This window comes from Pseudomonas sp. 5C2 (assembly GCF_034314155.1).
GTDB lineage: Bacteria > Pseudomonadota > Gammaproteobacteria > Pseudomonadales > Pseudomonadaceae > Aquipseudomonas.
Genome location: NZ_JAVIWH010000002.1, coordinates 2,698,008 through 2,716,860 on the forward strand (window position 1 = coordinate 2,698,008; position 18,853 = coordinate 2,716,860).

Here is an 18,853-nt window from a genome sequence, read left to right on the forward strand (position 1 = left end):
ACCTAAATGACATTATGAGCGCATCCAGTACATAAACGCCGCCAAGCTAACAGCAAAAAAAATGATATACGCATACATGTAAGCAACCATGACACCCGCAACGCCACCAATAGAATGTCCTAATGTAAAGTTAAGTCCCAGAAAAATACCAGCTTGGATAAACTCTGATCCAATATATATTTTAGTAGCAGCTTTAGCGACTGAAACAAAACCAATCACATAGGCTGATACTTTAAAGAAATCACCAACCAGTTGATATATGAGGTAGCTTTCCAGCTCGACGAAATCTCGAGAAAGAAGCAAAGGAATAAAAAAAGAGCGTCCAATGTAAAGAACACCGCCACCTAAAGAAAAAACAAACATTACGACTAGTAAAAACTTAAATACATGCTTACCTATTTCCTTCTTACTTATCATCGGAGAAATAATAGGTAAAAAATAAGACGCTAAAAACACACTAAAAAACCCAAGATAAGCACTTGAGAGTTTAATACTCCCTTGCCAAATTCCTGCTTCTTTGTAGCCTACATTTTTTATTAGGGACTCTCGAATAAGTATTTCAACTAATGGAAAAGCAATTGCGCTTACGACTAGCATTAGACCAAACCGGCCTAACTTTTTACATATCCCAGTATCTATTTTTTTCCAGCTAATTCGCAAAAAAAGCGGCGATTTAATATAACTACTTAATCCGGGGAAAAACGCCATGAAGAAGACGGCAACGATTGCTATAGCCGCACCGGGAACCCCGTAATTTGAAATCATCAACCAGGCCACAGGTAGAGCCATCAAATTACCTATGATCTGCGTTTTGGCAAATAACTTTACGTCCCCCAAGCCATTAGCAAAACTAGAAAAAAGAACATTAAACGCAAATACAATTTGGCTAGCAGCCAGCAGTAAAATTACCCAATATAAGTGAACATCTCCGAATACAAGTTTAGAAATAGCATTCGAAAAAATTATTCCAGCTACAAAAAATACAAGTGAAAACACACCTGCATAAATAATAGATGTAGACAACACCTTGTAAAACTTAAAGTAGTTAGCCTTATATTCAGACGAGTATTTTATAACTCCATGACTTAATCCTCCACCTGCAAGAAGGACCAAAATTGAAACGACACTCATGAAGTGCCCAAGTTTTCCAAGCCCATCGGGGCCTAAGTACATGGCCACTAGCTTTAGTACACAAAAACCAACAAGGATTTTCGAGCCTTGAGCTGCGCTGGTGAGTAATGCACTGTAAATTGCTATCCTACGGCTTGGATTTGAAGGCACTACGCCCGTCTCAGCAGCATGCGGCATGGATAGCACCCGAGACAGCTTCAGTTACAGCGTTTACTTCAGCAGATGTCATTCCATGCCAGATAGGCAAACGTAATAACCGTTCACTTTCTTTCGTAGTAAAATTGTCGATACCATTAAGACGTCCAAGTTTTTTTCCTGCGGGTGCAGAATGTAACGGGATATAGTGAAAAACAGCGCCTATTTTCGCTTCTTTCAGCATATCAAGAACCCGCGTTCTGCACGCAATATCTTTCACTTTCAAATAATACATATGTCCATTGTTGACGCAATCTAAGGGTATGTTTGGCAAATCAACTAACCCCTCTTTTTTTAATTCTCTAAAAAACTCATCATATGCATTCCAAATCGAGAGGCGCGAAGCGTTAATATATTCCGCCTTCTCAAGTTGGCCATACAGGTAGGCCGCCTGAAGTTCACCAGGTAAGTAACTGCTACCGACGTCAACCCAAGTATACTTATCGATCATGCCTCGAAAAAACTGGCTGCGGTTTGTCCCTTTCTCTCTAATAATTTCAGCCCGCGATACAAATTGCTTATCATTAATGATGAGCAATCCTCCTTCTCCACCGCTGGTATAGTTTTTTGTCTCATGAAAACTATACGCAGCCATGTGCCCAATGGATCCTAAAGGCCGACCTCTATAGGTAGACATCATCCCTTGTGCCGCATCTTCGATGACGTACAGATTATGTCGTGACGCTATGTCCATAATCACGTCCATTTCGCAGGCTATTCCAGCATAATGGACTGGCACTATAGCTTTCGTCTTATTTGTAATTGCAACTTCTATCAATGTTTCGTCGATATTCATGGTGTCAGGGCGAATATCGACAAAGACTATTTTTGCGCCACGTAGTACAAAGGCGTTAGCCGTACTTACAAATGTATAGCTCGGCATAATGACTTCATCGCCGGGCTGAATATCTATAAGAATAGCAGCCATCTCTAACGCTTGTGTACATGAAGGCGTTAACAGTGCTTTTTCACAACCCAGCGCTTCTTCAAACCAACTTTGACAGCGTATTGTGAAGTCGCCATCGCCTGACATTTTTCCGCTTCGCATAGCGGCCATTACATATTGGTCTTCGTTTCCGGTATAAGGAGGCTTATTAAATGGAATCATTTTTCTGCTCGTCGAGAAATTCAAGTTCTAATTTTAGCAAATCTTTCTTTCTATTTTTAACCCGCTGAGCAGGTATACCGGTGTATATGCCCCAAGGAGAAGTGCTTTTAGTTACTAGCGCCATGGCGCCTATTGAACACCCCTCGGCAACGGTTACACCGGGGAAAATTATCGCTCCGGCTCCGACAATTACGTGTCTCTGTAAATGGACGGAAGCAAGCTTTTCATTTTTAAACTTTTTTGGTACTAAGGAATTGGTTAAGGTCTCTCCGCTGTAGTCATCCGATTGTGAAAATACCTTTACGCCATAAGCTAACGTACAGAAATCTTCCAATACGATACCTGGAATGCCTCCAGCAACCAAACACATGGGAGTGATGTGATTATATTTTCCGAGAGAAACACGCCCGGAAATCACACAAAAATCATCGATTCGAGAGAAGTCACCTATCTCAATCTGGTCGGCATTATATATGCTTGCCTTATCGCTTATTTTTACATGCTTGCCTAGCGCCTTAAAACCTGCTTCTTGTAGTTGAACGTCTGTGAGATAAGCCATTAATCATCACACCTGACAATATTAATAAATAAGCGACCTATTTTTTTCGCAATCATGAAAGTAATACCGTTCCGCTCAAGCATTTTCTCTCACTATACTGAGCAAGTATTGTCCATAACTATTTTTGCTCAGATCGGTGCCAATCTGCATCAATTCAGAAGTTGTTAACCAACCGTTATTAAAAGCAATTTCTTCCAAGCAAGCAACTTTATACCCTTGGCGCTTTTCAATCGTTTCCACGAAATGAGCAGCTTCAAGCAAGCTTTCATGAGTTCCTGTATCCAGCCAGGCAAAGCCTCTTCTTAACAACTGAACGTGCAAATCACCACGCTCCATGTAGACTTGGTTAATACTTGTGATTTCTAGCTCACCACGTTCAGAAGGTTCGACCTGTTTGGCAATTTCAATAACGTCGTTATCGTAGAAATACAAACCTGTAACGGCATAATTTGATTTTGGCTTATTTGGTTTTTCTTCAATAGAAACTGCGCGTAGATTTTGGTCGAACTCAACCACTCCGAACCGCTCAGGGTCCTTGACCTGATATCCAAAAACGGTGGCCCCTTTCCCACGAGTTACCGCAGCATGCAGCATCGGCGTAAAACCTTGACCATAGAAAATATTGTCGCCTAGCACTAAACAAACCGGATCCTTACCGATGAACTCCTCACCAATAATGAAGGCTTGAGCCAGACCATCGGGCCGGGCCTGAATGGCATAGCTTAAAGACACACCAAACTGAGATCCGTCACCCAGTAGGCGTTTGAATCCGTCAATATCTTCAGCCGTGGTGATGACTAATATCTCCCGGATTCCGGCCAGCATGAGTACCGACAGCGGGTAAAAAACCATTGGTTTGTCATAAATGGGCAGCAGTTGCTTCGAAACACCCTTTGTAATGGGGTACAAGCGGGTTCCAGAACCACCTGCCAGAATTATGCCTTTCATGCTATTCCCTTCAATGCTGCGGTCCCTGAAATGGTCCCGGCGCAATAGTTACACAGGGATCGGTTGTTAACCTAACGACCCCTACTTTCGAAAATCAATGCAATCAATGCGGACGTTGAGCCAGCTATCTACGCAGACTATTGAATAATTCTCATCTGCAATACGTTACAACAACGAACCCAAGACCACCGTAGTTTTGCTATTTTCGAGCTGAAGTTTTCTAAGCAAGACAGCCTGAAGCGCTTTTTTGGCCTGCGCGTCACCATGTACCAGCCTTACCTCTGACGGCCAATCTGCCATGTCGGTTACAAATTCTACCAAACCTTTCTGATCCGCATGAGCGGAATAGCCGCTAATCGTGCTCACGCCCGCAACAATGGGATAGCGTTCACGGTCCAGTTCGACATAACCACCCTTCTGACCACGCTGCTGAATAGCCGCGCCCGGCGTGCCTTTGGCTTGATAGCCCACAAAAAGCACATTATGCCTGCTGTCACCGAGCATGGCTTTCAGGTAGTTGACGATTCGACCACCGGAGCACATGCCGCTGCCCGCGATGACGATAGCGGGTCGGCCGGTGCTGGCAAGGTAGTTGACCGTTTGCATATGCTTTGCATGGGTGTCGATGGTAATCAGTTGGTCGAATCGTAGCGGCTTGCGCCCGTTGTCTAGTCGCTGTTTAGCTTCGGCATCCCAGAAGTCATCAAGTTCCTGATAGACCTTGGTAAAACGGCTGGCCAAGGGTGAATCCAGGATGATCGGTAGCTGAGGCCAATCGATGGGTAGGGAGCTGCCTGGATCTTGCTCGGATGCGGGGCTTTCAAACGCCACCCCCTCATTGGCGGTGTTTGGGTTCCGCAGCGCTTTGCGATGGAGAATATTTTCGATTTCGTAGAGCAATTCCTGAGTGCGCCCGATGCTGAATGCGGGAATCAGTACCGTGCCATGATCTGCCAAAGCCCTGTCAATGACCTCTTCCAGTCGCGACAGGCGTGTAGCTCGGTCTTCATGCAGGCGATCACCATAGGTGCTTTCCAGCACCAGTACGTCCGCGTTCTGGGGATTTTGGACGAGATAACAGTGGCGTGTGCGAGGCGCCCAGATCACCCGAGAAAACGATACGCTTATTGCGGCTTTCGACGGGGTAGTCGATATCGCATTCGACATAAGCCGAACCAAGAATATGCCCAGCACGCTGCAGACGAACTCTGCAAGAAAGCTCAGGGGTTTTTGCCAGGCTAAACCAGGTGTCGAAGGGCAGCGCAATGATCCTCGACTCGATTAGCTTGAGATAGCGCTCGACGTGTTGTTCGTCTCGCCCGTATTCGAGCTTGTAGGCGTCTTCCAGCACCAGCGGCAACAATTTAGCCGACGGCTCGCTGCAGAGAATCGGACCTTTAAAGCCAGCGGTCAGGAGATTAGGGATACGCCCGACATGGTCAGCGTGCACGTGCGTAACGATCAGGGCTTTGATGGTTTCGATGGAAAAGTCGATGGCCGATGAATCGGCCCCGACGATACCCTGCTTGCTGGTTTCCAATCCCTGAAATAAGCCGCAGTCGATCAGCAGGCTGCTTGTTGCATCCAGTTGCAGTTGATGGCAAGAGCCTGTGACACCCTCAATGGCGCCGTGGTGGATGATTTCCGGGTAAAGCATGAGAGTCCCTCTCGGTCTTGCTACATGAAAGACGATGTTCGCCCATAAAAAAACGGTCCAGCTTAGCCGGACCTTGGGCGTTGATCAGTCTTTAACGTTTTGCAAACCTTGTCCGTTGCTGCCTTGCAGGGTGCCATTCAATGCAGGTGCTAACGCCTGATGATGAACAACCGATAGGCGCCGTGCGCTGACGAAATGGCGGATCAATGCCAACAGTACACCCAGCATCGCGCCCATTATCAGGCCAAGAATGACAATCAATACCTTTTTAGGTTTGACGGGCCGTTGAGGCTCCAGAGCCTTACGGTCGATAGTGACCAATTTTAGGTTCTGCAGATCGATGTTCAAGTTACGCAGTCGTGCACGCTCTTCACGTAGAGGCTCGATGCCGGTCAAGAAAATGTCTTCGTTTTCACGCTTGCTCAGCACTTCAACCTGGCGGTTGTTCTGCAGCAGTAGCAGTTCCTTGGCGATCTCGGCAATTCGGTGTTCGGTGAAATCGTCAGATTTACGCTGCTGCAAGGCATTACGCTCCGCCTCCAAGGCTTCTGTGCCCATGAAGTACAGGGGGATTTGCTGATTATTGACTTCCGTACGCATAACACTGTTAGGGCCTGTGCGCTCAGTGTCACCCAACGAGGACGGAGTGGTAGGTCGCTTGATACCCAATGATTTGGCAATACCTATGGCTTCACTCAACTGAGCCATTCGATCACCGCGCTGGGTTTTTAACTGCAAGCGTAGGGCTTTTAGCTCGTCCTGCAGTTGCGCACGCTTTAGGTTATCCGCCTCAAGCAGCACCGCGATTTTCGATTCTTTGTCGGTATCGTAGCTGGCACGCGCGGCATCAATTTTGCCTTTCAACTCATTCAGACGGTTATTGACGATCACATCCATGTCCGCCGAAATCTGCTCACGCTCAGCCTGAATCCCGTAGTCAATAAAGCCGTTCAGGATTGCAACACCATCTACACCTTTCGGATAGTTCAACTCCAGGCCAATAGAAGCGCTGAGGACATCCACTCTCTTGGGGTCTGGCAAAACCAGCCTGATTGAGTCGCGGTTGAACTCCTCAAAGCTTTGCTCAAGGGTTTGACCTGGGCGCTTGAATTCTTTGAATAATCCTTGATTTGCGCGGAAAAAGCCTAAACGTGTGTCATAAGATTCCAACGAAGCCCCCACTTTGAGAAGGGCATCTTTAGGAGGAAGCTTGTAGATATCCGAGCGGTTCAGGGCATCGAGTTCGTTGATCGCCGCCGGGCGCAGAACGCTGCTGACTTGATATTCCGGGGTAGTAAGGAACGCGTAGGCTGCGGCGATCAGACCGGCGACGATAGCCACTGAGACGATCAGCGCTTTCTGACGCCAGATGGCATGAACTAACGCAAATAGATCGATTTCATCGTTAGGGGTAGTCGAGGGAATACGGGTAATGCTACTCACAACCAAGGCCTGCCTTCAAAAGAGAAACTGCGGGCTCGTTATGCAGACAGATAGCTAAGTGCTAGTAGTTATTATTAATTCTGGTCATTGACGCGAGCTTCATGCTCGCGTCAATGACGCACAAAAGACTGACTGGTAATCGAGAACTTGCGGCATTCTGCCACTAACCTAGCTCATTACAAGTCTTGACAATTTGTAGGATAGTTCCTACAAAACGAATCGGCATGAGGATTTGAGTCTAGATGCTTCAAACCCTACCTTTCCTGGTCAGTACGAAATGGCGAACCAGCGCGATCATGAAACCCACCATGCCACCCACGACCAGCCCTAGCAGTATGATGAGGCCTTTTTTGGGTTTGATGGGACGATCAGGCTGCTCAATGGGACCATCCTGGCGATAGACAGAGACGGCGTCTGGGCTTACCTGTAAATCTGTGTAAAAACTTTGCTTGATTTGCAGTGCTCTTAAGTTCCCCGTGAAAGGATCGTCAGATTTACGACTTTCGAGGTTCTGAATTTCTGCTTTCAGCGCTTTGCTGCCACGCATATATGTCAACTGCCCGTCCATGCTGGCAGAGACTTCCGCTGAAATATTGCCAGAAACGATGGGTGGATTTTGCAGGCCAATGGCCTCAGCCACCGCCAACGCCTCACGCAGCTGGGTGATGGAGTCCTGACGAATTCGGCTTTGTGTTTCTTGTAAGGTAGTGATCTGCTGGCTAAGGTTACGCGCCCGCACTTCGGCTTCACGGGTAACGTTGCTGATCATTTCTTTTTCCGCTGCGGCACCCGCTCTGGCTGCAAAAGCCTTCACCCAATCGGCGGCTTGGGCAGGATCCTCGCCTTCAACGATAACGGAATAACGATCTGGTTGCTCTTTGCTCGGAAGACCTATAGTCAATGTTCTTAGAAAATTGGCGTACAACACATCTTGCGACCCGTTACGCTCGGACGCTGGTAGCGAAGGCAAATAAACTTCATTGAAGAAGGCTCGTCGCAATGATTCACTCTGTAAGTTACGGGTGAATACCTCGTACACATCTTTGGTCGTAAAGGGCGTGAGCTCTGCATCTCTGGTTCGGCCGTAGTTGAAATCAGCGATGCCGTTCAAGGTTGGCGGCTGCAAATAAACACGCGCTTCATAAATAGGCTTACTGAGAAAAGCATACGTCGCCGCTGCCAGGGTTGCGACCAAAGCGACACTGATTATCAGAAGCTTCTGAGCCCATAACGCCACAACCAATTCAAACAGGTCGATCTCATCCGCGTCCTGCGTCGTTGCCGGGGTGTTCGCCATATCAGGTCTAACCTTTTCAATTTTTATAGTGGGTTGGTCGACGCGCTGAATATCTTGAGCGTCCTTGCCAAGCATGACTATTTGAGGTTAGACAATACTTTGATGTTCTGAGTGTCGAAGGTGTAAACAATTGAGATCTCTTGAAGAGAACCCGGAAAAAGTGCGCACTCCGCGCCCTCTTTCTCTTTCCGCTCGCTGATCATCCAGAATCCGGACTGAACTCAAACCAATCGAGGCGGTTTTTGTTTTCTCCGGAAGCTCACAATCCAGCCAAGCAGCGGGCCGATCATCATCCCGATCAGCAAGGCTAAAATCACAGGGACAGCCACTGACAGCTCTGGCGCTGACCAGCCGAGAAAGACCAGGGAAACAGGTTGCTGATTTTCCAGCACGAACACTACCGTCGCCAAAACGATCAGCAGGATGATTACGACCAACATTACGCGCTTGAAGTTCCGCATCTGCCGCTCCTTTTGTTGGGGGCGTTAGACGCCCTCTTCTTCGTCTTCGTTGACTCGATCACGCAATTCTTTGCCCGGTTTGAAGTGAGGGACGAATTTGCCGTCAAGGCTCACGGATTGGCCGGTTTTTGGGTTGCGCCCTACGCGCGGTGAGCGGTAGTGCAGAGAAAAGCTGCCAAAGCCCCGAATCTCGATGCGATCACCGGTGGCGAGGCATTGAGACATTTGCTCAAGCATGGTCTTGATAGCCAGCTCGACATCCTTGGATGAGAGCAGCCCTTGATGGGTAACAATTCGATCGATCAACTCCGACTTCGTCATATTTTTCCCTTCTTTTTCAAGCAGCTAGATAAGCGCTCCGAAGGTTTTAGCATGACTGGAAGGATTTGAACAGTCCGAGTATTGACTTATGTGAAGGATGATTGGCGGCCCGTGAAGTTCCCTTCATTTATGACATTTTCTGGTGCATATCCAGGATTAAAACGCTCAATTACAGACCACGAGCATGCTCCTGGTGAAATAGCCGGCTGGATTCCACCCGAATGGATAGTCCTCTGGATCTTCTTTGACGTCGCTGGATTTGCCGAGGACTTTAAAGCCGCCCGGTTTGCATTCACGGGTAGCGCGGGCGTAGCAACTGTCCCAACTGGAGTTCATGCCGGAGCATTCGACCATCAATCCGCTTTGACCACGTATTACTTTGGTTTTATGGGAGGTGGCACAGCCTGTGAGGGCCAGCATGGCGACAACAATGATGATGCGGCGCATGTATTTCCTTATGCGGGGCGCGTGCCCTGCGACAGCTCGTAGACGATTCAGTCTAGTCTCGGCTTGAAGGGCTTGTCTTGTTGAAAAGACAGGAGGGGGTGATGTGTTGGTGGTATGACCGTGTGGGGCAATGACAGACGCGAAAGACATGGTGCATTTCACGGCGAAAATCACCTATGGCAGGAGGTTGATCGGGATCGAGGGGCAGCAGGTAGACCGCGCCGCATGGTCTTCGCAGACAAGTCTGCTCCTACGGCCTTGCGGCCAGAAGCGGAGACCGTATGGGCAATGATTTTGATAGGTGGGAGCTGACTCGTCTGCGAATAAGCACGGCACGGGCTTCCGGCGGGTTTGGGTTTGACCCTGCCCCTCGATCTGGATCGAGGGGCAGCAGGCAGACCGCGCCGCATGGTCTTCGCAGACAAGTCTGCTCCTACGGCCTAGCGGCCAGAAGCGGAGACCGTATGGGCAATGATTTTGATAGGTGGGAGCTGACCGGGACGCGTAGTTACGAGTCAGCTCAGCGGCTGGGATAGTGTGATGTTAAAGCCATATGGCGTCCCACAGTGGGTAGTCACCTATTCGCTTGACCAGCCCGGCTCGCAGGGGGTTTGCGACGATGTAGCGGGCGAGTTTTTTCAGGTCGTTTTCGGTGCGGAGGGTTGTATCGTGGTATCCGCGTTGCCATACACGGTTTTGGCTTTGGGTGGCTTTGTTGATTGCGATAGCGCTTCGGGCTTTGATTTGTTGCATGACGCGGGAAAGGGAGTTTTGCTTTAGCTCGATGAGCCAGTGCAGGTGATCGGGCATCACTACCCAGGCTAATGACTGAACCAGGCTTTGCTCTTCGGCGCGTTTTAGTTCGGAGACGACCAACCGTCCCAGGCGCCAGACTTTGAAGAGGGGGTGGCGGTTTTGGGTGACGGTGGTTAACAGGTAAATTTGGCTGATTTCAGAGAGTCGGCCATGGCGTAGGCTGTGGCTGTGCGCGTGTTTGGGCATTCCGTTGCCCCTCCCGTTGGGTTAATCAGGTGTATGTCCCAGATTAGCCAAGTGTGGGGTGGTGTGCAGGGAGGTATGTTTGGCGAGGGGTGTCAGGGGGATCGTGATGGGCTTTTCGCAAGCACAAAAAAGGGCGACCGAAGTCGCCCTTTTTCTATGGTCAATCAGAACTTAGTTCTGTTTTTCCATTTGTGCGCGAAGCAGGTCACCGATGGTGGTAGGACCTGTGCTTTCCGCAGTTTCTGGCTTGGCGCGCAGGCTTTGGATAGCTTCTTTCTCGTCTTCAACGTCTTTCGACTTGATGGACAATTGGATTACGCGGCTCTTGCGATCAACGCTGATGATCTTGGCTTCAACTTCTTCGCCTTCTTTCAGAACGTTACGCGCGTCTTCAACGCGGTCACGGCTGATTTCGGAGGCTTTCAGAGTAGCTTCGATGTCGTCGCCCAGAGTGATGATGGCGCCTTTGGCGTCAACTTCTTTAACGATACCGCGAACGATAGCGCCTTTGTCGTTGACCATCACGTACTCGGAGAACGGATCGCTTTCCAGCTGTTTGATGCCCAGGGAGATGCGTTCACGCTCTGGATCAACAGACAGGATCACGGTGTCGAGCTCATCGCCCTTCTTGAAGCGACGTACGGCTTCTTCGCCCACTTCGTTCCAGGAGATGTCGGACAGGTGAACCAGGCCGTCGATGCCGCCGTCCAGACCAATGAAGATACCGAAATCGGTGATCGACTTGATGGTGCCGGAGATTTTATCGCCCTTGTTGAACTGGCCAGAGAAATCTTCCCATGGGTTAGATTTGCACTGTTTGATGCCGAGGGAGATACGACGACGCTCTTCGTCGATGTCCAGAACCATAACTTCCACTTCGTCGCCAACTTGTACGACTTTCGAAGGGTGGATGTTTTTGTTGGTCCAGTCCATTTCGGAAACGTGTACCAAGCCTTCAACGCCTTCTTCCAGCTCAGCGAAGCAGCCGTAGTCGGTCAGGTTGGTAACACGGGCTGTTACGCGAGTGCCTTCTGGGTAGCGAGCTTTGATAGCGACCCATGGATCTTCGCCCAACTGCTTCAGACCCAAGGAAACACGATTGCGTTCGCGATCGTACTTCAGGACTTTTACATCGATCTCATCGCCAACGTTGACGATTTCCGATGGATGCTTGATGCGTTTCCAAGCCATGTCGGTAATGTGCAGCAGGCCATCGACGCCACCCAGATCGACGAATGCGCCGTAATCGGTGAGGTTTTTGACGATACCTTTGACTTGCTGACCTTCTTGCAAGGATTCCAGCAGAGCTTCGCGCTCAGCGCTGTTCTCGGCTTCAAGGACGCTACGGCGGGAAACGACAACGTTGTTGCGTTTCTGGTCGAGTTTGATGACCTTGAATTCGAGCTCTTTGCCTTCCAGGTGAGTCGTGTCACGCACTGGGCGGACATCAACCAGAGAACCAGGCAGGAACGCACGGATGCCGTTAACGTCGACAGTGAAGCCGCCTTTAACCTTACCGTTGATAACGCCCTTGACCACTTCTTCAGCTGCGAAAGCCGCTTCCAGAACAATCCAGCACTCAGCACGCTTGGCTTTTTCGCGGGACAGCTTGGTTTCGCCAAAGCCATCTTCGACCGCGTCCAGTGCAACGTGCACTTCGTCGCCGATCTTGATGGTCAGCTCGCCAGCGTCGTTGTGGAACTGCTCCAGCGGGATGAGGCCTTCAGATTTCAGACCGGCGTGAACCGTAACCCATCCAGCCTGGTAATCGATATCAACGATGATCGCGGTGATGATCGAACCGGCCTGAAGGTTGAGGGTCTTTAGGCTTTCTTCAAAAAGTTCTGCAAAGCTTTCGCTCATTTTAATTCCTGTTGATCAAGGGCGAAGAATACGCCCATCTGCCACGTTCCAGACAACGTGGGTTTCGTTCAAATAAAAGAAGGCCTGTGGGACTATGCCTGGTCTCCCACACGCTTCCTTGTCATCCGGCGAGATCGCGAAGTGCGATTTCACTCAAAATGCGTTCCAGCACCTGCTCGATGGATAATTCAGTGGAATCCAGCTGTATGGCGTCATGCGCCGGCTTGAGCGGGGCTACCGCTCGCTGGGTGTCACGCTCATCGCGTGCACATATCTCATCTAGCAGACTCGACAGACTAACATCATCGCCTTTGGCCTTCAACTGCAAGTAACGGCGACGTGCACGTTCCTCGGCGCTGGCGGTCAGAAAAATCTTCAGCGGCGCATCCGGGAACACCACAGTGCCCATGTCGCGACCATCGGCTACCAGGCCCGGCGGCTCCTGAAATGCGCGCTGGCGCTGGAGCAAGGCATCGCGCACCGCGGGCAGTGAAGCCACTTGCGAGGCGCCATTGCCGATCTGTTCGTTGCGGATGGCGTGGGTGACATCTTCGCCTTCCAGAGTAATCCGCTGCCCGTGATCATCGGTGCCGACGTTGAACTGCACATCCAGATGAGCGGCCAGCAGCTTCAGGGCCTCTTCATTCGTCAGGTCGACGCCGTGGTTGCGCGCGGAGAACGCCAGCAAACGATAGAGCGCTCCGGAATCCAGCAGACACCAACCCAGATGCTTGGCCAACCGGCCAGCAACGGTGCCCTTGCCTGAACCGCTAGGTCCATCGATGGTGATGACTGGCGCTCGAACTCTCATGACTGCGCCTCTTCTGATACACGCATGCCGACTTGAGCGCAAAGCGCGAGGAAGTTGGGGAATGAGGTCGCGACGTTGGCGCAATCATGGATGCGGATCGGTGCCGATGCGCGCAGGGAGGCCACGCTGAAAGCCATGGCAATCCGGTGGTCGCCGTGACCGTGAACTTCGCCGCCGCCGATCAGGCCGCCATCGATAATGATGCCGTCCGGGGTCGGCTCGACTTTGACGCCCAGCGCCAGCAAGCCGTCAGCCATGACCTGGATACGGTCGGATTCCTTGACCCGCAGCTCTTCGGCGCCGCGCAGGACGGTGCGCCCTTCTGCACAGGCTGCCGCCACGAACAATACCGGAAATTCGTCGATTGCCAGCGGGACCAGCTCTTCAGGGATTTCGATACCCTTGAGTTTGGCGGCGCGTACACGCAGGTCCGCCACGGGTTCGCCGCCGACTTCGCGCTGGTTTTCCAGGGTGATGTCGGCGCCCATCAGACGCAGAATATCGATGACGCCGGTACGCGTCGGGTTGATGCCGACGTGCTCAAGCAACAGGTCAGAGCCTTCAGCAATAGAAGCCGCGACTAGGAAGAAGGCTGCCGAGGAGATATCAGCAGGCACTTCAATGTGGGTCGCGGTGAGCTTGTGACCCGACTCTACGGAAGCGGTGCTGTTCTGAACGCTGACCGGGTAGCCAAAGCCGCGCAGCATGCGTTCGGTATGGTCACGCGTCGGTGCAGGTTCGGTGATGCTGGTCTTGCCATCGGCATACAGGCCAGCCAGCAGCAGGCAGGATTTCACCTGTGCGCTGGCCATTGGCAAGGTGTAGGTCAGGCCGGTCAGACGATGGCCGCCGCGAATGATCATCGGTGGACGACCTTCAGCGGCGGTCTCGATCACGGCGCCCATTTCACGCAATGGATTGGCGACGCGGTTCATCGGCCGCTTGGACAGCGAGGCATCGCCGGTCAAGGTGCTGTCGAAACTCTGCGCGGCCAACAAACCGGAAAGCAGGCGCATCGAGGTGCCGGAGTTACCCAGATAGATTGGGCCCGGCGCGGCTTTCAAGCCATGCAGGCCAACACCGTGGATGGTCACGCGGCCATTTTGTGGGCCTTCGATCACAACACCCATGTCACGGAACGCCTGCAAGGTTGCCAGCGCGTCTTCACCTTCGAGGAAGCCCTCGACTTCGGTCGTGCCTTCGGCCAGCGAGCCGAGCATGATCGAGCGGTGGGAAATCGATTTGTCGCCTGGAACGCGGATACGTCCGCAAACGCGTCCACCAGGATTAGCCAGGAAAATCAGGTCGTTGGTGTTCATAGCGTCCACATAAGCCCGGCGGGCAAGGATTTTACTGAAATGCTCGCGAGCAACACGGGCGCGAGTGAATACGCCCAGTAATTGAAGCCCATCCCCTGCATCGACCGCGTCGCGCAAGGCGTCGAGGTCTGTGCGAAATGTATCCAATGTGCGTAACACCGCCTCGCGATTAGCGAGAAAAATGTCGTGCCACATCACCGGGTCACTGCCCGCGATCCTTGTGAAATCGCGGAAACCGCCCGCTGCATATCTAAAGATGTCCAGATTCTCGTTGCGCTTGGCCAGTGAGTCCACCAGGGCAAACGCCAGCAGATGCGGCAAATGACTGGTCGCCGCCAACACTTCATCGTGGCGCTCGACCTGCATGTGCTCGACATCCGCGCCCAGCTCAGACCATAAACGGTCAATCAGGGCCAACGCTGCCGGATCGGTTTCGGCCAGCGGTGTCAAAATCACTTTATGCCGACGGAACAGCTGGGCGTTAGAGGCTTCCACCCCGCTCTGCTCGGACCCGGCAATTGGATGTCCCGGCACGAAACGCGCGGGCAAACCGCCAAACGCCAGACGCGCAGCGCGCACCACGTTGCCCTTGGCACTGCCGACATCGGTCAGCACAGCATTGCCAAGATCAAGGGTCGCCAACAACGTCAGTAACTTTTCCATTGCCAGAATAGGCACAGCGAGCTGGATAACGTCAGCGCCGCGACAGGCGGCAGCGATATCTTCCTCGCACCGGTCGACCACGCCCTGCTCTACCGCCAGCTGGCGCGAGCGCGAATTCAGATCGACACCCACCACTTCCCGGCACAGGCCACTTTCACGCAGGCCTTTGGCGAACGAACCACCGATCAAGCCGAGGCCGATCACCACCAGGCGCCCGATCATAGGTTGAGTTGATTGCACGGGCATGACATCAACCACGTGCCAGAACCTTGGCCAAAGCCTCAAGGAAGCGCGCGTTTTCGCCCGGCAGACCGATGCTGACCCGCAGGTGGTTTGGCATCCCATACCCCCCGACCGGGCGCACGATCACGCCTTCACGGAGCAGGTCTTGATAGACCGACGCGCCTTCGCGACCGAGATCAATGGCAAGGAAGTTGGCCTTGGACGGAATCCAGCTCAGGCCCAACAGACGCAGACCTTGTTCAAGCTGTTGCATCCCGGCTTCGTTCGCGCGGCGACTTTGGGCCACGTACTCGACGTCATCCAGCGCAGCACAAGCCGCCGTCAGCGCAAGACTGTTGACGTTGAACGGCTGACGTACACGGTTCAGCACATCAGCAACAACCGGCGAAGACACGCCATAACCGACGCGCAGCGATGCCAGGCCATAGGCCTTGGAGAAGGTGCGCGATACCAGCAGGTTTGGGTAATCCGCCAGGTAGTTCAGGCCATTTGGCAGTTCCGCGCCTTCGGCGTATTCGATGTAAGCCTCGTCCAGCACCACCAACACGTTTTCCGGCACGGCGGCGAGGAAGTCAGCCAAGGCACTCGGACCGAACCAGGTCCCGGTCGGGTTGTTCGGGTTGGCGATAAACACGACGCGGGTGTTGCTATCGATAGCCGCGAGCATTGCCGGCAGGTCATGACCCCAGTCTTTGGCGGGCGCAACGCGAGCGTCGGCGCCAACAGCCTGAGTGACAATAGGATAGATGGCGAACGCATGCTCACTGAACACCGCATTCAGGCCCGGCGCCAGATACGCACGAGCGACCAACTCCAGAATGTCGTTGGAGCCATTACCCAAGGTGACTTGATTGGCTTGCACACCGCAGCGCTCTGCAAGACGCGCCTTGAGATTGAAACCATTACCGTCCGGGTAGCGGGTCAACTCGGCGAGTTCGTCGCGAATCGCGGCCAAGGCCTTAGGGCTGGCACCCAGCGGGTTTTCGTTACTGGCCAGCTTGATGATCCGGGCCGGATCGATGTCCAGTTCGCGCGCCAGTTCGTCCACGGGTTTGCCCGGGACGTAAGGCGAAAGTTTTTGCACGCCCGGCTGTGCCAGGGCGAGGAAGTCGACGCTCATGTAGTGCTAACCCCTTTAGAGAACCGCTTTCGGGTAGGAACCCAGCACCTTGAGTGCCACCGCTTCCTGACTGATCTGTTCCAACACGGCCTTGATCAATGGATCACGGTGATGGCCGACGAAGTCGATAAAGAACACGTAGGTCCATTTACCGCTGCGTGAAGGTCGGGTTTCGATACGGGTCAGGTCGATTCCGTTCTCATGGAAGGGCACCAGCAATTCATGCAGCGCGCCTGGTTTGTTGCTCATCGACACGATGATCGAGGTCTTGTCGTCGCCAGTCGGCGGGACTTCTTGACTGCCGATGATCAGGAAACGCGTGGCGTTATCCGGGCGATCTTCGATTTTTTCTGCGATACGGGTCAGGCCGTACAGCCCTGCCGCCATATCGCCGGCGATGGCCGCCGAGTTCCACTCACCCTTGACCCGCTTGGCCGCTTCGGCGTTGCTGGCAACGGCGATGCGCTCGACATTCGGGTAATGCGCGTCCAGCCACTTGCGGCACTGGGCCAGCGACTGGGCGTGGGAGTAGATGCGGCTGATGCTGTCGGTCTTGGTATTTTCACCGACCAATAAATGGTGGTGAATACGCAATTCGACTTCGCCACAGATGACCATGTCGTGTTCGAGAAAGCTGTCGAGGGTGTGGTTGACCGCGCCTTCGGTGGAATTTTCCACCGGGACCACGCCAAAATTCACCGCGCCGGCTGCGACTTCACGGAACACTTCATCAATGGCACCCATCGGCAAGCTGATGACAGCGTGACCAAAGTGCTTCATGGCTGCAGCTTGGGTGAAGGTGCCTTCAGGACCGAGGTAAGCCACTTTCAGCGGCTGCTCCAGCGCCAGGCACGAGGACATGATTTCGCGGAACAAGCGCGCCATTTCCTCGTTGCCCAACGGCCCCTTGTTGCGATCCATGACACGCTTGAGCACTTGGGCTTCGCGTTCTGGACGGTAGAACACTGGCACTTCGCCTTCAGTGAGCGTGGCCATTTTCACCCGCGCAACTTCTTGCGCACAGCGCGCACGCTCACTGATCAATTCCAGGACTTTCTCGTCCAGGCTGTCAATGCGGATGCGCAGCGCCTTGAGTTCTTGCTCAGACATTAGCCGTGTTCCTTCTCGAACTCTGCCATGTACGCCACCAGGGCGTTGACCCCATGGATGTCGACGGCGTTGTAGATGGAGGCACGCATGCCGCCAACCGAACGATGGCCCTTGAGGTTGAGCAGACCACGTGCTTCGGCGCCGACCAGGAACGGCTTGTCCAGACGATCATCGGCCAGACGGAACGGCACGTTCATCCACGAGCGATCGGTTTTGTTGATCGGGTTGCTGTACAGGCCGCTGGCGTCGATGAAGTCGTACAGCGTGCGCTGTTTGATGTCATTGAGCTTGCCGATGGCTTCGACGCCACCCTGCTCTTTGAGCCATTCGAACACCAGTCCGGACAGGTACCAGGATAGAGTCGGCGGGGTGTTGTACATCGACGCGTTGTCGGCGGCGACTTTGTAGTTGAGCATGGTCGGACAGATTGTACGGGCACGACCGAGCAGGTCTTCGCGAATGATCACGACGACAATACCGCTCGGGCCGATATTTTTCTGGGCGCCCGCGTAGATCATGCCGAACCTGGAAACGTCCACGGGGCGCGACAGGATGTCCGAGGACATGTCAGCCACCAGCGGGATATCGCCGGTTTCAGGAATCCAGCTGAATTCCAGGCCGCCAATGGTTTCATTGGGTGCGTAGTGAACGTAGGCAGCGTCTTTGGACAGCTTCCACTCGTTCTGGCCAGGAATGGCGAAATAATCGTAAGGCTTGGCGCTGGCAGCGATGTTGACGTTGCCGAAGCGCGATGCTTCTTCAATGGCTTTCTGCGACCAGATACCGGTGTCGATGTAATCGGCACTGGCGTTTTCCGGCAAAAGATTGAGCGGAATCTGGGCAAATTGCTGGCTTGCGCCGCCTTGCAGAAACAGCACTTTATAGTTTGAGGGGATGCTCATCAGGTCGCGCAGATCTTGCTCGGCCTTGTTGGCAATGGAGACGAACTCATCACTGCGATGACTCATTTCCATGACGGACAGGCCTTTGCCATGCCAGTCCAGGAGTTCTGCCTGGGCACGCAGCAGAACAGCTTCAGGGAGCGCAGCAGGACCTGCGCAGAAGTTAAAAGCTCGCTTGCTCATATCCACTCTCGTCAATGCTTGGGTCTGTACGCGTTGCACGTGTATCAAATCTGTAGGAGCTGACTTGTCT

At 52.6% G+C, this 18,853-nt stretch carries 16 protein-coding genes and 1 pseudogene; all 17 read right to left on the bottom strand.

What is annotated here, in order from left to right:
- Window positions 1-12: 12 nt before the first annotated feature.
- Entirely contained in the window at window positions 13-1,308 is a 1,296-nt protein-coding gene (locus tag RGU44_RS13150; RefSeq protein ID WP_322217470.1) for an O-antigen translocase, read from the bottom strand.
- Window positions 1,292-2,434, bottom strand: a complete 1,143-nt coding sequence (gene rffA, locus RGU44_RS13155) for a dTDP-4-amino-4,6-dideoxygalactose transaminase (RefSeq protein WP_322217473.1) — start codon at window positions 2,432-2,434, stop codon at window positions 1,292-1,294. Before rffA ends, RGU44_RS13150 begins: the two co-directional genes overlap by 17 nt.
- Window positions 2,421-2,993 (bottom strand): acyltransferase, encoded by a 573-nt coding sequence (locus RGU44_RS13160; RefSeq protein ID WP_322217476.1) that lies wholly within the window; start codon window positions 2,991-2,993, stop codon window positions 2,421-2,423. The genes rffA and RGU44_RS13160 overlap by 14 nt, the downstream gene beginning before the upstream one ends.
- Before the next feature lie 75 nt (window positions 2,994-3,068).
- Window positions 3,069-3,941 carry a glucose-1-phosphate thymidylyltransferase RfbA gene (gene rfbA, locus RGU44_RS13165; RefSeq protein WP_322217478.1) on the bottom strand — a complete coding sequence of 291 codons (873 nt, stop codon included), beginning with the start codon at window positions 3,939-3,941 and terminating at the stop codon, window positions 3,069-3,071.
- 165 nt (window positions 3,942-4,106) lie between these two features.
- Window positions 4,107-5,598: pseudogene (locus tag RGU44_RS13170) on the bottom strand (MBL fold metallo-hydrolase).
- Between the two features lie 84 nt (window positions 5,599-5,682).
- Window positions 5,683-7,041 carry a Wzz/FepE/Etk N-terminal domain-containing protein gene (locus RGU44_RS13175; RefSeq protein WP_322217481.1) on the bottom strand — a complete coding sequence of 453 codons (1,359 nt, stop codon included), beginning with the start codon at window positions 7,039-7,041 and terminating at the stop codon, window positions 5,683-5,685.
- 247 nt (window positions 7,042-7,288) lie between these two features.
- A complete protein-coding gene (locus RGU44_RS13180) occupies window positions 7,289-8,413 on the bottom strand; it encodes an LPS O-antigen chain length determinant protein WzzB (RefSeq protein WP_322217484.1) in 1,125 nt (374 codons plus the stop codon).
- 146 nt (window positions 8,414-8,559) lie between these two features.
- A complete protein-coding gene (locus RGU44_RS13185) occupies window positions 8,560-8,799 on the bottom strand; it encodes a LapA family protein (protein WP_322217486.1) in 240 nt (79 codons plus the stop codon).
- A 24-nt stretch (window positions 8,800-8,823) separates the two neighbouring features.
- On the bottom strand, window positions 8,824-9,120 hold the full coding sequence (gene ihfB, locus RGU44_RS13190) for an integration host factor subunit beta (protein WP_322180997.1): 297 nt from the start codon (window positions 9,118-9,120) through the stop codon (window positions 8,824-8,826).
- 165 nt (window positions 9,121-9,285) lie between these two features.
- Window positions 9,286-9,567: a hypothetical protein gene (locus RGU44_RS13195; RefSeq protein ID WP_322180999.1), complete on the bottom strand. Its 282-nt coding sequence runs from the start codon at window positions 9,565-9,567 to the stop codon at window positions 9,286-9,288.
- 543 nt (window positions 9,568-10,110) lie between these two features.
- Entirely contained in the window at window positions 10,111-10,569 is a 459-nt protein-coding gene (locus RGU44_RS13200; RefSeq protein ID WP_322217487.1) for an REP-associated tyrosine transposase, read from the bottom strand.
- 171 nt (window positions 10,570-10,740) lie between these two features.
- Entirely contained in the window at window positions 10,741-12,432 is a 1,692-nt protein-coding gene (gene rpsA, locus RGU44_RS13205) for a 30S ribosomal protein S1 (protein WP_219063883.1), read from the bottom strand.
- 121 nt (window positions 12,433-12,553) lie between these two features.
- On the bottom strand, window positions 12,554-13,243 hold the full coding sequence (cmk, locus tag RGU44_RS13210) for a (d)CMP kinase (protein WP_219063884.1): 690 nt from the start codon (window positions 13,241-13,243) through the stop codon (window positions 12,554-12,556).
- Window positions 13,240-15,447, bottom strand: a complete 2,208-nt coding sequence (locus RGU44_RS13215; protein WP_322217818.1) for a bifunctional prephenate dehydrogenase/3-phosphoshikimate 1-carboxyvinyltransferase — start codon at window positions 15,445-15,447, stop codon at window positions 13,240-13,242. The genes cmk and RGU44_RS13215 overlap by 4 nt, the downstream gene beginning before the upstream one ends.
- A gap of 28 nt (window positions 15,448-15,475) precedes the next feature.
- Window positions 15,476-16,588 carry a histidinol-phosphate transaminase gene (hisC, locus tag RGU44_RS13220; RefSeq protein ID WP_322217489.1) on the bottom strand — a complete coding sequence of 371 codons (1,113 nt, stop codon included), beginning with the start codon at window positions 16,586-16,588 and terminating at the stop codon, window positions 15,476-15,478.
- Between the two features lie 15 nt (window positions 16,589-16,603).
- On the bottom strand, window positions 16,604-17,698 hold the full coding sequence (gene pheA / locus RGU44_RS13225; protein ID WP_322181003.1) for a prephenate dehydratase: 1,095 nt from the start codon (window positions 17,696-17,698) through the stop codon (window positions 16,604-16,606).
- Window positions 17,698-18,783 (bottom strand): 3-phosphoserine/phosphohydroxythreonine transaminase, encoded by a 1,086-nt coding sequence (gene serC / locus RGU44_RS13230; protein WP_322217490.1) that lies wholly within the window; start codon window positions 18,781-18,783, stop codon window positions 17,698-17,700. The genes pheA and serC overlap by 1 nt, the downstream gene beginning before the upstream one ends.
- Window positions 18,784-18,853 lie beyond the last annotated feature (70 nt).

Bases quoted from the DNA above. Each gene is read 5' to 3' on its own strand.
- RGU44_RS13150 (WP_322217470.1), bottom strand. From the start codon at position 1,308: ATGCCGCATGCTGCTGAGACGGGCGTAGTGCCTTCAAATCCAAGCCGT.
- pheA (WP_322181003.1), bottom strand. From the start codon at position 17,698: ATGTCTGAGCAAGAACTCAAGGCGCTGCGCATCCGCATTGACAGCCTG.
- RGU44_RS13200 (WP_322217487.1), bottom strand. From the start codon at position 10,569: ATGCCCAAACACGCGCACAGCCACAGCCTACGCCATGGCCGACTCTCT.
- hisC (WP_322217489.1), bottom strand. From the start codon at position 16,588: ATGAGCGTCGACTTCCTCGCCCTGGCACAGCCGGGCGTGCAAAAACTT.
- RGU44_RS13180 (WP_322217484.1), bottom strand. From the start codon at position 8,413: ATGCTTGGCAAGGACGCTCAAGATATTCAGCGCGTCGACCAACCCACT.
- serC (WP_322217490.1), bottom strand. From the start codon at position 18,783: ATGAGCAAGCGAGCTTTTAACTTCTGCGCAGGTCCTGCTGCGCTCCCT.
- rpsA (WP_219063883.1), bottom strand. From the start codon at position 12,432: ATGAGCGAAAGCTTTGCAGAACTTTTTGAAGAAAGCCTAAAGACCCTC.
- cmk (WP_219063884.1), bottom strand. From the start codon at position 13,243: ATGAGAGTTCGAGCGCCAGTCATCACCATCGATGGACCTAGCGGTTCA.
- RGU44_RS13195 (WP_322180999.1), bottom strand. From the start codon at position 9,567: ATGCGCCGCATCATCATTGTTGTCGCCATGCTGGCCCTCACAGGCTGT.
- ihfB (WP_322180997.1), bottom strand. From the start codon at position 9,120: ATGACGAAGTCGGAGTTGATCGATCGAATTGTTACCCATCAAGGGCTG.
- RGU44_RS13185 (WP_322217486.1), bottom strand. From the start codon at position 8,799: ATGCGGAACTTCAAGCGCGTAATGTTGGTCGTAATCATCCTGCTGATC.
- rfbA (WP_322217478.1), bottom strand. From the start codon at position 3,941: ATGAAAGGCATAATTCTGGCAGGTGGTTCTGGAACCCGCTTGTACCCC.
- rffA (WP_322217473.1), bottom strand. From the start codon at position 2,434: ATGATTCCATTTAATAAGCCTCCTTATACCGGAAACGAAGACCAATAT.
- RGU44_RS13215 (WP_322217818.1), bottom strand. From the start codon at position 15,447: ATGATCGGGCGCCTGGTGGTGATCGGCCTCGGCTTGATCGGTGGTTCG.
- RGU44_RS13160 (WP_322217476.1), bottom strand. From the start codon at position 2,993: ATGGCTTATCTCACAGACGTTCAACTACAAGAAGCAGGTTTTAAGGCG.